This is a genomic window from Streptomyces sp. NPDC048352, from assembly GCF_040651895.1.
Lineage (GTDB): Bacteria > Actinomycetota > Actinomycetes > Streptomycetales > Streptomycetaceae > Streptomyces.
This window is the reverse complement of the sequence record NZ_JBEZKZ010000013.1, coordinates 42,717-55,734: the sequence shown is the minus strand read 5'-3', so window position 1 is coordinate 55,734 and position 13,018 is coordinate 42,717. Positions and strand designations below refer to the sequence as shown.

12 protein-coding genes and 1 pseudogene are annotated in these 13,018 nt (G+C 73.2%); 12 read left to right on the top strand and 1 reads right to left on the bottom strand.

Features of this window, described 5'->3' with window-relative positions:
* Window positions 1-82: 82 nt before the first annotated feature.
* Window positions 83-766, bottom strand: coding sequence for a response regulator transcription factor (locus AB0D45_RS09975; protein WP_362456687.1), 684 nt, complete (start codon window positions 764-766; stop codon window positions 83-85).
* Between the two features lie 196 nt (window positions 767-962).
* Between AB0D45_RS09975 and AB0D45_RS09970 the strand changes: the two genes are divergently transcribed.
* From AB0D45_RS09970 to AB0D45_RS09915, 12 genes and pseudogenes are all read left to right on the top strand, one after another.
* The gene (locus AB0D45_RS09970; RefSeq protein ID WP_361601838.1) at window positions 963-1,199 is read left to right on the top strand and encodes a hypothetical protein; all 237 of its coding nucleotides are present in this window, start codon (window positions 963-965) and stop codon (window positions 1,197-1,199) included.
* Between the two features lie 98 nt (window positions 1,200-1,297).
* Window positions 1,298-1,656 (top strand): annotated as a pseudogene (locus tag AB0D45_RS09965) (transposase); the annotation flags it as partial.
* 464 nt (window positions 1,657-2,120) lie between these two features.
* Window positions 2,121-2,723: an LmbU family transcriptional regulator gene (locus tag AB0D45_RS09960; RefSeq protein WP_361601835.1), complete on the top strand. Its 603-nt coding sequence runs from the start codon at window positions 2,121-2,123 to the stop codon at window positions 2,721-2,723.
* Window positions 2,724-2,784: 61 nt separating this feature from the next.
* A complete protein-coding gene (locus AB0D45_RS09955; protein ID WP_362456683.1) occupies window positions 2,785-3,318 on the top strand; it encodes a PH domain-containing protein in 534 nt (177 codons plus the stop codon).
* Window positions 3,315-4,889, top strand: a complete 1,575-nt coding sequence (locus tag AB0D45_RS09950; protein ID WP_362456680.1) for a PH domain-containing protein — start codon at window positions 3,315-3,317, stop codon at window positions 4,887-4,889. The genes AB0D45_RS09955 and AB0D45_RS09950 overlap by 4 nt, the downstream gene beginning before the upstream one ends.
* 147 nt (window positions 4,890-5,036) lie before the next feature.
* The gene (locus tag AB0D45_RS09945; protein WP_362456677.1) at window positions 5,037-6,059 is read left to right on the top strand and encodes an aldo/keto reductase; all 1,023 of its coding nucleotides are present in this window, start codon (window positions 5,037-5,039) and stop codon (window positions 6,057-6,059) included.
* A gap of 48 nt (window positions 6,060-6,107) precedes the next feature.
* Window positions 6,108-6,707: a GNAT family protein gene (locus AB0D45_RS09940; protein ID WP_362456675.1), complete on the top strand. Its 600-nt coding sequence runs from the start codon at window positions 6,108-6,110 to the stop codon at window positions 6,705-6,707.
* Window positions 6,708-6,762: 55 nt separating this feature from the next.
* Entirely contained in the window at window positions 6,763-7,791 is a 1,029-nt protein-coding gene (locus tag AB0D45_RS09935; protein ID WP_362456673.1) for an NAD-dependent epimerase/dehydratase, read from the top strand.
* A gap of 8 nt (window positions 7,792-7,799) precedes the next feature.
* Window positions 7,800-9,095 (top strand): activator-dependent family glycosyltransferase, encoded by a 1,296-nt coding sequence (locus tag AB0D45_RS09930; RefSeq protein WP_362456670.1) that lies wholly within the window; start codon window positions 7,800-7,802, stop codon window positions 9,093-9,095.
* A gap of 9 nt (window positions 9,096-9,104) precedes the next feature.
* The gene (locus AB0D45_RS09925; RefSeq protein ID WP_362456667.1) at window positions 9,105-10,385 is read left to right on the top strand and encodes an activator-dependent family glycosyltransferase; all 1,281 of its coding nucleotides are present in this window, start codon (window positions 9,105-9,107) and stop codon (window positions 10,383-10,385) included.
* 22 nt (window positions 10,386-10,407) lie between these two features.
* Window positions 10,408-11,712 (top strand): activator-dependent family glycosyltransferase, encoded by a 1,305-nt coding sequence (locus AB0D45_RS09920; RefSeq protein WP_362456664.1) that lies wholly within the window; start codon window positions 10,408-10,410, stop codon window positions 11,710-11,712.
* A gap of 3 nt (window positions 11,713-11,715) precedes the next feature.
* On the top strand, window positions 11,716-13,011 hold the full coding sequence (locus tag AB0D45_RS09915; protein WP_362456661.1) for an activator-dependent family glycosyltransferase: 1,296 nt from the start codon (window positions 11,716-11,718) through the stop codon (window positions 13,009-13,011).
* The last annotated feature ends 7 nt before the right edge of the window (window positions 13,012-13,018 follow it).

The following is a 13,018-nucleotide window of genomic DNA, read 5'->3' as shown; positions in this document are numbered from 1 at the left end:
GCGTCCTGTCGGGGATGAACTCGGGATTACGTGAAGATACGGCGAAGGAGATGTGTGAACCTGCGAACCGGGCCGCTCGGCGTCAAGACCGGTCCTCCGGGTTTCCGGCGTCGTGCACGAAGAGTGCGACCTGGACGCGGTTGTTGAGGCCGAGTTTGGTCAGGATGCTGGAAACATGGGTCTTCACCGTGGAGACGCCGAGATACAGCGCCTCGCCGATTTCCGCATTCGATTTCCCCTGGCCGATACCGAGGGCCACCGCCCGCTCCCGCTCGTTGAGGACCGCCAGCCGCTCCTCGGCGTCCCGCCTGCGGCTGCCGTCCGGCAGGGACACGACCCGGTCGATGAGCCGCCGCATGACGGGCGGCGACAGCACCGGCTGGCCCTGGGCCACCCGCCGGATGGCGGCGACGATCTCCGCCGGCGGGGTGTCCTTCAAGGCGAAGCCGGCGGCGCCCGCGCGCAGCGCACGGAGCACGTACTCGTCGGCGTCGAAGGTGGTCAGCACCAGCACTTCGGGGGCGTCGCTCATCGCGCGCAGCGCCTCGGTGGCCGCCAGCCCGTCCATGACCGGCATGCGGATGTCCATCAGCACCACGTCGGGACGGTGCCGGCGCGCCAGCTCGATCGCCTCGGCGCCGTCACCGGCCTGGGCGACGATGCGCAGGTCCTGGGCTCCGCCCAGCATCACCGACAGCCCCATGCGCACCAGCGGGTCGTCGTCGGCGATCAACACGTCGACCGTGGGCTGCTCGGCTGAGGTCATGCGGTGAGCATAACCGCAGCAGAACGGCCCCCGAGGCCCCCGCGCGGGGGGCGGGGCGGCGACGGCGCACGGCACGGAAGTCGAGGCGCGGAGGGCACTTTGGTCCCGTCCGGCGGCCGGACCGCGGTGCTTCGGTCGCGCCGGGATGTACCGGTGAGGGATCTGCGGCACGGACAGGTCTTCCTAGCCTGACGGCATGCCAAAATTCCTTCAGTTCGCGGGAGCCTTCCTCGTCGTCGCCGGGATCAGCGGCACCATCGACCAGTTGGCGGTACAGCCCTTCCTGAGCCCGGTGCTCAACTTCGTCAACCTGTACGTGGTCCCCCACATCTCCGCGCTCCACGGGTACGAAGTCATCTGCAACCTCTCCCTGTCGGTCCTGGGAGTCATCCTGGTCATCGTCGCCGACGGTGCCCGAAAGACCGCCGTCTGAGCCGTGCCGCACGCGTGCCACGAGTCCGGCGGACACCATCCGTAAGAACAGGACGACGGCCGCCGAACCGTGTCCTACGTGGTGAGGTGATCGCCGAGGTGGCCAGGGGCCAGGGCACGTGGAGCTGGGTGGTTCCGGACGGGCTGTGGGAGGCGGCGAAACCGCTGATCCCGCCGCCCAGGGTGCGGCCGCAGGGCGGCGGGACCCCGGACACGCCTGACGAGACCGTCTTCGCCGCGATCGTGTACGTGCTGGTCAGCGGGTGCGCCTGGCGGGCGCTGCCGCCCTGCTTCGGCATATCGAAGTCGACGGCGCACCGCCGGTTCCTGCTCTGGTCGCGGTCCGGGGTGTGGGGCCGCCTGTACGAGGCGACGGCCCCGCACGGCGACGGCTCGGACGTGTCGGTGCTGACGCGGGTGCTCCTGGACTCCGCGCGCGCCCGGTACGCCGGGGCGGGCCCCCCGTCCCGCGACGGACTCGGCCCGGGGCGCCGGATTCCGCGGTGCGCCCTGTGCCGGCACCGCCGGACCTGCCCTTCCTCCCCGGCCGGCCGGCCGGCGCACGGGGGCGGACCGCGGGTGCCGCGCGGCGGCTGACGGCTCCCGCGGCGGCCCGCGCGCGCCGCCACATGGGACACGGCCTTCGTGCGCGACTCCGGCCGCAGGGGGAACAGCGCCCGGCCCGCGCCGGGTTGTGACGCAGGGACGCCCGCGGCTGTCCCGCCGGCGGGACGCGCCGGCGGGAGGCGTCGGCGGGAGGCGTCGGCGAGCCGCACGAGCGGGACGCGAGCAGGTTCAGACCATCCTCATAGGACCGCGGATCACGATCGGACCCGCGGGTTCACAGCACCATTTACCACCCTTGCGAAAACTCGAACGCCGTACACATGGCAGCCGGGTTCAGTGAAAGGAGCAGAAAGACATGCTCGACCACGCCAAGGAGAATCCCGTCACCGTCAGCCCCTCTACGGCGTTTGGTCAGGCCATCCGAAGAAGAACGACGCTCTCCATCCCGCGTGGCATGTCGATGGAGGCCTGGAGCAGCCTCGGGCAGCAGATAGAGGCGATTTCCAATTCCTCTTCGTGGTGGCTCGGAGACTGGCTCATCTACGGTCAGAGCGAATTCCCGAACCGCTACAAGCACGCGATAGCGCAGACGTCGCTCGACTATCAGACCCTGCGGAACTACGCCTGGGTCGCCCGTAGTTTCGCACCGCACCAGCGGCTGGCCGAGCTGAGTTTCCAGCACCATGCCGAGGTGGCGGGCATGGATCCCGAGGAGCGGGGCCGGCTGCTGAGCCAGGCGGCGGAGCAGGGCTGGTCCCGCAACGAACTGAGGCGGCAGGTCCGGGCGCGCAAGTCACCGGTCGAGGAAGAGCGTCCCGTTCCGCTGAAGATCAAGCCGAACGACGATCAGCGAGAACGCTGGCAGGCCGCCGCGCAGCACACGAGGCAGGATCTCCTGACGTGGATTACCGCGGCTCTCGACGACGCCGTGGAGTCCATTCCGGCCGTCGGCAGCTGAGTTCTCGTATTCCGTGTTCCGCTCTTCTTACGAGGGCATATCGGCGGTGCACCATGACGGTATGACTGGAGCAGAGGCGCCTTCCCCGGCGCTGTCGATCGGAACGCCCCGCGACCGGATCCGCCCGCCCCGCCACCGCGTGGAGAGGCGGGCGGTCTGGTGGTGGACGATCCGGGTCGTCATCTCCACGGCCGTCGTCCTCGGGACACTGGGGCTCACGTACTGGCTCTGGGACGCGTCCCGGCCCTGGCTGGGGCCGGGGCTCGTCATCCTGGCGGCCGGCCACGCGGTCACCGCGGTGCTCATGCCGAGCCTGCGGTACCGCGTCCACCGCTGGGAGTGCACCGAGCACGCCGTGTACGACCTCAAGGGCTGGCTCGTGCGGGAGTGGCGCATCGTCCCCGTGTCCCGCATCCAGAGCGTGGACGTGGTCCGCGGCCCCGTGCAGCAGTGGCTGGGCCTGGCCACGCTCCGGGTGGTGACCGCTTCCCACGAGGGCCACGTCAAGATCGTCGGGCTCGACGCCGACGTGGTCGCGCGGACCGCCGCCGAACTCACCGCCCTCACCCAGGCCACGCCCGGAGACGCGACGTGAGCGCCCTGGACGCCGCCCGGACGGACGCGGCGGCGCCCGAGGACGACCTCGACGGGGCGCCCTGGCAGCGCCTGGACGGGCGGCTGATCTGGGTCAACCTGATGCGGCTCCTGCTGTCGCTGGCGCCGACCGTCCTGTCGGTCCTCTTCTTCGGCACCGGACGGCGCCTGTCGGACCTGTGGCCCGCGATGGCCGCCACCGGCGTCGGCGTCGTCATCAGCGTCGGCGACGTCGTGCGGTGGCTGCGCACGCGCTACCGGATCACCGGGGAGCTCGTCGAGATCAGGACCGGCCGCATCATGCGGGTCTACCGCCAGGTGCCGCGCGACCGCATCCGCGCCGTCGACCACAAGGCCCGGCTGCGCCACCGGCTCGCGGGTCTGCGCGTGGTGGTCATCAGCTCCGGCGGGGCCCGGCCGGCGCTGCGGCTCGACGCGGTCTCCAGGGAGAGCGCGCAGGCCCTGCGCCTGGAGCTGATGCGCGGCGTCCCCGACCCCGAGGCGGAGCAGACCGCGTCCTTCCGGGAGACCCCCATCGCGCGGGTGCGCTGGTACTGGATCTTCTACAACGTCATCAACATCTGGGGGATGCTGGTCGGGGCGCTGATGCTGTGGAGCCTGGACTCCATGGCGGAGCTGGTCGGCCTCGACCTCACCGGTGCGATCGGCGGCGTCGTCGACCGCCTCGCCCCCGGCCGCTGGGGCTCGTACGCGCTGTGGGGCGCCGTGGTCTTCCTGCTCGGCTTCCTCGCCCTGGCCACCGGCTTCGTGCAGGACAACTGGCACTTCACGCTGGTGCGCAGGTTCAAGGAGGACGGCAGCGAACTCATCACCCGGCAGGGGCTGATGTCCACCCGCGAGGTGCACCGCGACGACCGCCGGCTGCGCGGGGTGCAGCTCAGCGAACCGCTGTTCTGGCGCTGGATCGGTCTCACCGAGACGGCGGTCGTCTCCACCGGGCTCGCGAGCTGGTCGCTCACCGGGGAGCCCGCCAGCAGCATCCTGCCGCGCGGCCCCGTCCGCGAGGCCAGGAGGGTGGCGGCCCTGGTCCTGCCCGGCCCGGCGCGGCCCCTGGAGGCGCCGTTGCGCCGGCACCCCCGCGGCGCGCTGCTGCGCAGGCTGCTGTGGGCGGTGGCCTCCTGCACCGGGCTGTCGGGGCTGGCCGCCTGGCTGGGCGCCACGGGAGCGGTCCCCGGGTGGGTCTGGGCGGTGCCGCTGTGGGCGCTGCCGCTCGCCGCCGCCGGGGCCGTGGTCGCGTTCCGCGCCCTGGGGCACGCGTACGCGCAGCCGTACCTCGTGATGCGGCACGGCCTGTCCCGGCGTCAGACCTCGGCGCTGCGGCGGGAGGCGGTCCTCGGCCTGAGGATCCGCCAGTCCGTGGTGCAGCGGTGGCTGGGGCTGGTGAGCGTGGCCACGCCGACCGCTGCCGGACTGCGCATCTACCAGGCCCCGGACATGAGCGTCGAGCAGTTCGTGACACTGGCCGGCGAGGCCGTTCCCGAGCTGCTCGCGGAGTTTCTCGAAGGCGGCGCACGGGAGAATCGCCCCGCCCCCGCAAGTAATGCCCGGTGACAGCTCCCGGCTTTCCGGCCGATACGGAATGATCTGGGTCGGCGATCCGCCTCCCGAAGTGAATCCATGTGCCCTGCGGGCTTCCGCCCCGGCCTCTCCGCAGCAGCACGAGAGTTGTCACCACCGGATTTTATGGAGTACATAGAAATGTGGCGAACCAAGCTGACCGACGGGTTTTCCGTGAGTGCGCTCGGCCTTGGCTGCAGTTCGATGTCCCACGGCTACGGAGCCGGTCCGCGGGATGACGAGGAATCCACCCGCGTCATCCACCGGGCCCTGGAACTCGGCATCAACGTCTTCGACACGGCCGATGTGTACGGTCCGTTCAGCAATGAGGAACTCCTCGGCCGCGCGCTGGAACACCGCGGGGACGACGTCGTCATCGCGACCAAGTGCGGAATGATCGCCCAGCCCGACGGGAAGTTCGTCCGCGACGGCCGGCCCGAACACCTCCGCCGGGCCTGCGAGGCGTCCCTGCGCCGGCTTCGGACGGACACGATCGGCCTCTATCAGCTGCACCGGGTGGACCCGGCCGTGCCGATCGAGGAAACGTGGGGCGCCCTCGGCGAATTGGTCACCGAGGGAAAGGTGCGCGGCCTCGGAATTTCGCACGCCACCGGCGAGGAACTCGAGCGGATCCACGCGGTCTTCCCGATCACGGCGGTGCAGTACGAGCTGTCGGTGTGGTCGCAGCAGAACAAGCGGGACGTCCTGCCCTGGTGCCGGCGCAACGGCGTCGGGTTCCTCGCCTTCGCGCCCATCGGACGCGGCTACCTCTCCGGCCGGGTCGCGCACGAGCACCTGCACCCGGACGACTCACGGGTCCGGGACCCGCGGTTCGGGGCGGATGCCATGCGCGCCAACCGGGCCATCCTCGACGGCCTTCAGGAGATCGCCGCCCGCCACGAGGGCGCCACCGCCTCCCAGGTGGCGATCGCCTGGGCGCTGGCGCAGGGCCCGGACGTGGTCCCGATCCCGGGTACGCGGCACCTGCACTGGCTGGAGGAGAACGTGGCGGCCGCCGGCCTGCGGCTGACCGCGGCGGAGCTGAGCCTGCTCGACCAGCTGCCGACGGCGGTGGGCGACATGCGCTGGGACAGCCTCCGGGCCGGCCGCGCGCCCGCACCGCAGGCGCCGGACGCGGGGGGCGGCACGGCGGACGGGACCTGACGGCCGTCTTCCGCACGCCCACGCCTCCCCGACCGATTGGATCCCGACGTGCTCTTCCCGCACACCGCTTCCCGCCGCCTCGCGTTCCGCCCCGCCTCCACCCGCCACCACTCGGAACTCGTCCGCACCATGCTGCGCACCGGCATAGAGAGCGTCAGCCCTTCGGCGCGCGGGGAGGGCCGCGACCTGTCGAAGTGCGACGCCGCCTTCGTCGTCACCGCGCGGGGCAGCGGGGACGTCCTCGGGTTCAGCACGCTGCACGGGCTGAATCCCGCGGGGCACGTCAAGTCCGGGGTCTATCTGGACCCCCGGCGCGCCCGGCTCGGGGTCGGTTCCGAGGCGATCTACCTGACGATCAACTACGCCTTCGCGATGTTCGACGTCGACAAGGTCATCGCGCAGACCACGGAGGCCACCTTCGGCTCGGTCGGCCTGACCCCCGACAGCAGTCAGGCCACCGCGGTGCTGCGGGAGCACCTCTACTTCCGCGGGCGCCACTGGGACCTGCACACCTTCGAACTCGGGCGCGCCGAGTGGGAGCGCCACGTCGACGGCGCCCTGGGGGGCGTCCTCGGCCCCGGGCTGAGCTGGCGCCGGGCCCCCGCAGGGCCCGCCCCCGCGCCCTTGCGCCCCCGCCCCGCGGCCTGACGCCGCCGGGCGCGCCCGCGCCCGCCGCCCACCGGAACAGGATTAAGGAGAACCAGTGCCAGGTCACGCAACGGCACCGCTGATCACCGTGCTCGGTGCCTCAGGCCTGCTGGGTACGGCCGTCAGCAGGGAACTCGCACGCAGGCGCGTCCGGCTCCGGCTCGTCGGCCGCCGCCCCGTGGCGGTCCCGCCCCGGCCCGTCGCGCTGATCGAGGAACGCCGGGTCGACCTCACGCGGCCCGGCGCGGTGGCGGACGCCGTGGCGGGCTCCGACGCGGTGGTCCACCTCGTGGCGCACCTGTCCGGGAAGGGCACCTGGCGGGTCGCCGACGGCGACGCCCTCGCCGAGCGGGTGAACGTCGGGCTGGTGCACGAGGTGGTCGAGGCGGTCCGCGCCGAGCGCCGGCCGGAGCCGCCGGCGCTGCTGTTCTCCGGTTCGCTCTCCCAGTCGGCCAGCGTGCCGGCCGCCCCGGCGGACGGGGTCCCGCCGCAGTCGCTGCTGACCACCTACGACCGGCACAAGCTGGCCGCCGAGCAGGCGATCGCGGACGCCACGGCCGAGGGCGTGGTGCGCGGTGCGACGCTGCGCCTGTCGACCCTCTACAGCCTGGGCACGGACGCGACGGACCTCGACCGGGGTGTCGTCGCCGCCATGACCCGGCGTGCGGTCGCCGGGCAGCCGCTCACGGTGTGGCACGGCGGCAAGGCCAAGCGCGACCTGCTCGGCATCGACGACGCGGCCCGGGCCTTCACCGCCGCGCTCGACGCGCTCGACGCGGTCGTCGGCGGGGCGTGGGAGGTCGGCTCGGGCGAGCAGACCAGCGTCGCGGAGCTGTTCACGGCGATCGCGCGGGCCGTGTCCCGGCACACCGGGCTGCCGCCGGTGCCGGTGGTGGACACGGTGCCCGCCGAGTTCGCCCTGCCGACGGACCGGCTGGACTTCGTCCTGCGGTCCGCGCGGTTCCGGGAGCTGACCGGCTGGACGCCCCGCGTACCGCTCCGGGAAGGCCTGGACCGCCTCTGCGCCGCCGTGGCGGGAGCACAGCACGGTGTGACGGCCGCCCGCGCCGGTCGCGACTCCTAGGGGGAATCATGCGCGTACTGTTCACCTCCACCCCGGACAAGAGCCTCTTCCAGCAGATGGTGCCGCTGGCGTGGGCGCTGCGCACCGCCGGACACGAGGTCCGTGTGGCGGTCCCGCCGAAGTTCGCCGAGGTGGTCACCCAGGCGGGGCTCACCGCCGTCCCCGTCGGCAGCGACCGTCCCGTCTGGCGGCTGCCGCAACTCGATCCGGACCGGATGGAGGCGGACCGCAAGGGCCTGCCCGACCCCTACAGTGCGGCCGAGCTGGCGCCGGAGGACCTCGACTGGCAGACGATGCGGGCGGGTTACGCGCACGTCGTCGGCCAGTGGCACAAGACCGACAACTTCCCGATGACCGCCGACCTGGTGGAGTTCGCCCGGCACTGGCAGCCCGACCTGGTCCTGTGGGAGCCGCTCGCGTACGCCGGCGCGATCGCCGCCAAGGCGGTGGGCGCGGCCCACGCCCGCCTGCTGTGGAGCATCGACGTGCTCGGGCTGACGCGGGAGCGCTTCCTGCGCCTGAAGGCGTCGTGGCCGCGGGAGGAGCAGGGCGACCCGCTCGCCGAGTGGCTGGGCGGATACGCCCGCAAGTACGGCGGCCCGGGCGCGGAGTACACCGAGGACCTCGCCACCGGCCACTTCAGCATCGACCAGTTCCCCGCCTCCATGCGGATGGCCGCGGACCTGCGCTACGTGCCCATGCGGTACGTGCCCTACGGCGGGCCCGCGGTGGTTCCCCGGTGGCTGTGGGAGCAGCCCGCGAGGCCCCGGGTCGCCCTCACCCTGGGCATCGCCGCCACCAACCGCTTCGCCGGCCACGTCGCGGACGTGTCGGACATCCTCGAATCGCTGTCCGACCTCGACATCGAGGTCGTCACCACCCTCGCCGAGTCCGAGCAGCGCAAGCTGAAGCGGATCCCCGACAACGTCCGGGTCGTGTCGTACGTGCCGCTGCACGCCCTGCTGCCCACCTGCAGCGCGGTGATCAACCACGCGGGGCCGGGGACCTTCCTGACCACGGTGCTGAACCCGGTGCCCCAGATCGCGGTGCCCTGGGACTTCGACGAGCCGGAACTGGCCCGCCGGGCCGCCGCGGAAGGGGCCGTCCTGTCCGTCCGGGCCGACCGGGCCACGGGAGCGGTGGTGCGGGAGAGCCTGCTGCGGGTCCTCGGCGAGCCGTCGTTCCGGCAGGCGGCGGCGGAGCTGCGCGAGCGGTTCCTCGCCCTGCCGACGCCCAACGAACTGGTGCCCGTGCTGGAGGAGCTCACCGCCGAGTACCGCTCTCCCGTCCGTCGTTCCGAGTAAGGCGAAGTCATGCGTGTCCTGTTCGCGGCGAACCCGCACAAGAGCATCTTCCAGTACATGGCGCCGATGGCCTGGGCGCTGCGCACCGCCGGCCACGAGGTGCGCTTCGCGAGCCTGCCCCGGTTCGCCGACGTGATCACCCAGGCCGGTCTGACCGCCGTGCCCGTCGGGCGCCGCCAGAACCCGGCCCGGCTGCTGGAGCTGGTCGATCCCGCGCTGCTGGCGAAGTCGCGCGCCGGTCTGCCCGCACCCTGGGACGTCGCGGAGGACCCGTCCAAGGCGACCTGGGAGCACCTGTCCACCGGCTACGAGCTGGCGACGGGATCCCTGCGCGAGGACAACTTCCCGATGATCGGCGAGCTGGTGGAGTTCGCCCGGCACTGGAAGCCGGACCTGGTCGTCTGGGAGCCGTTCACCTACGCCGGCGCGATCGCCGCCAAGGCCGTCGGGGCGGCGCACGCCCGGCTGCTCTTCGGCATCGACGTCTTCGGCGTGGCCCGCGAGCACTTCCTGCGCGTCGGGGCGGAGCAGCCGCAGGGCGGGCGGAGCGACCCGCTCGCCGACTGGCTGGGCGGGTACGCGCGCAAGTTCGGGGGCGAGTACACGGAGGACATGGCGGTGGGCCACTTCACCATCGACCAGTTCCCCGCCAGCCTCCAGACCCGCGCTCCGGGCCTGCGGTACGAGCCGGTGCAGTTCATCCCGTACGGCGGCCCGGCCACCGTCCCGGCCTGGCTGTGGAAGGCCCCGGAGAAGCCCCGGGTCGCCCTCACGATGGGCCTGAGCGCCACCGAGGTGTACGACGGCTACACCATCGACACCCGCGACGTCCTCGACGCCCTGGCCGACCTCGACATCGAGCTGGTCGCCACCATCGCCGACAGCGAGAAGGCGGCGCTGGGCCCCGTACCCGGCAACGTCCGGCTGGTGCCCTACGCGCCCATCCACCACCTCGCGCCCACGTGCAGCGCGTTCATCCACCACGGCGGCGCCGCCACCCTGGCCACCGTCGCCCGGCACGCGGTGCCCCACCTGTCCCTGACCTACCACTGGGACCAGCCGATCCTGGGGCGCCTGATCACCGGACAGGGCGCCGGGCTCGACCTGCACACCAGCCGGGCCACGGGCGAGAACGTCCGTGCCGCGGTCCGGCGCCTGCTGGACGAGCCGCGGTTCACCGAGCGCGCCGCCGCACTGCGCGACGAGACCCTCGCCCTGCCCACCCCCAACCAGCTCGTCGCGCGGATCGAGGAACTCACCGCCCGCCACCGCGACACCACCCACGCCTGACGCACACCAGAAGGGCAGCACCATGCGCGTCCTGTTCACCACCTATCCGGAGCGAACGCACTTCCTGAGCATGGCCCCGCTGGCGTGGGCGCTGCGCACCGCCGGACACGAGGTCCGCTTCGCCAGCCAGCCCAAGTTCGCCGACGTGATCACCCAGGCCGGCCTCACCGCCGTGCCCGTCGGCCGCGACCGGGACCTGTGGCAGATCCTGTCCCGGGACCCCGACTGGCTCGGCCGCTCGGACCGGGGCGGGATGCCCCTGCCCTACGACGTCGCCGAGCGGCAGCCCGGCGACATCACCTGGGAGTACCTCAGCGAGGGGTACGCCACCCAGGTCGACCGCTGGCACAAGAGCAGCAACGTGCCCATGGTGACGGAGCTGGTCGAGTTCGCCCGGCACTGGAAGCCGGACCTGGTCGTCTGGGAGCCGCTCACCTACGCCGGCGCGATCGCGGCCCGGGCGGTCGGGGCGGCCCACGTCCGGCTGCTGTTCGGCACCGACATGTACGGCGTGGCCCGCGACCACTTCCTGCGTCTGCGGGCCGAGCGGCCGGAGCGCGGGCGCACCGACCCCTTCGCCGACTGGCTGGGCGGCTACGCCCGCCGGTACGGGGGCGAGTTCGGCGAGGACCTGATCACCGGCCAGGCGACCGTCGACCTGGTCCCTGAGTGCCTCCAGCACCGCGCGGACCTGGACTACCTCCCGCTGCGGTACGTGCCGTACGGCGGTCCGGCCGTGGTGCCCGGGTGGCTGCACGGCGCCCCGCGCAAGCCCCGGGTGGCCCTCACCCTGGGACTGAGCACCACCGGGCACGGTGGCGAGTACGTCGTCGGCGTGCAGGACGTCCTCGACGCGCTCGGCGAACTGGACATCGAACTCGTCGCCACCATCGCGGAGGCCGAGCAGCGCAAGCTGACCCGGATCCCGGCCAACGCCAAGGTGGCCTCCTTCCTGCCGCTGGACGCGCTCGCCGCCACCTGCGACGCCGTCATCCACCACGCCGGTTTCGGCACCCTCGCCACGACGGCGCTGCGCGGACTGCCGCAGCTGATCCTGCCGTGGGACAACGACGGCCCCGCGCTGGCCTCCGGCGTCGCCCGGACCGGTGCGGGGCTGGTGCTCAACCCGCGCGAGGCCTCCGGCGCGGACGTGCGCGACGGGCTGCGCGCGCTGCTGTCCGAGCCGGAGTTCCGCCGGGGCGCCGCCGGGCTCCGCGACCGGATGCTGGCGATGCCCGCGCCCAACGAGCTGGTGGGCGTGCTGGAGCGGTTCACGGCCGAGCGGCGTGAGCGCGCGACGGCGGCCACCGCCCCGCTCGGAGCGTGAGCCGTGCGCGTCCTGTTCGTCGCCAATCCCGAACGCGCGCACGTGCTGGCCATGGTGCCGCTCGCGTGGGCGCTGCGCACCGCCGGACACGAGGTGCGCTTCGCCGGCGCCCCCTGGTTCTCGGACGTGGTCACCCAGGCGGGGCTCACCGCCGTCCCCGTCGGCCGCGACTACGACCTGTGGGAGCTGCTGCGCCGCAGCATGCACACCGTCGAGGACTGGTCGTACCGGCCCGAGTTCGGCCTGCCCGCGCCGTACGACGTGGTGCAGGACCCGGAGCGGGCCGACTGGCGCCACCTGACGGAGGGGTACGCCGGGATCATCCACCAGTGGCACAAGCCGGCGACCTTCCCGATGACCGCGGCCCTGGTCCGCTTCGCCCGCGCCTGGCGTCCGGACCTCGTCCTGTGGGAACCCCTGGCGATGGCGGGTCCCCTCGCCGCCCAGGCCTGCGGCGCCGCCCACGGCCGGCTGCTGTGGAGCGTCGACGCCTTCGGCAGGACCCGGGAGGAGTTCCTGCGGCTGCGGGACGCGGGGCCCCCGGCCGAGCGGTCGGATCCGCTCGCGGAGTGGCTGGGCGGCCATGCCCGGCTGTACGGCGGCGACTGGTCCGAGGACCTGGCCACGGGGCACTTCACCATCGACCAGCTCCCCGCGTCCCTGCGGCCGGCGAGCGCGCTGCCCACCCTGCCCATGCGGTTCGTGCCCTACGGCGGGCCGGCGGTGGTGCCGCGCTGGCTGTGGGGCGCGCCGCAGCGGCCGCGGGTGGCGCTGACCATGGGGATCAGCTCCGCCGCGCACGGCGCGGGCCACGGGTTCGACGTCCAGGACGTCCTCGACTCGCTGGCCGACCTGGACGTCGAGGTCGTCGCCACCGTCGGCGAGGAGCAGCGCGAGGAGCTCTCCCGGGTGCCGGACAACGCCCGTCTGGTGTCCTACGTCCCCCTGCACGCCCTCGCGCCGACCTGCGACCTGGCCGTCCACCACGCCGGGTACGGCACGTTCCTGACGATGGCGCAGCACGCCGTCCCGCAGCTGCTGCTGCCCTGGGACTTCGACGGCCCCACGCTGGGCCGGCTCGCCGCCGCGCAGGGCGGCTCCCTGGCCATCGGGGCGGAGCGGGCGACCGCGGCGTCGGTGCGCGAGGCCGTGGTGCGGCTGCTGGGCGAGCCCGGCTTCCGCGAGCGGGCGGCGGCGCTGCGGGAGGAGTCCCTCGCGCAGCCGGCGCCCAACGAGCTGGTGCCCCGGCTGGAGGAGCTCACCGCCGCGTTCCGCTCCTCCGCCCGCCGCTCCGCCTGAGCCCGCG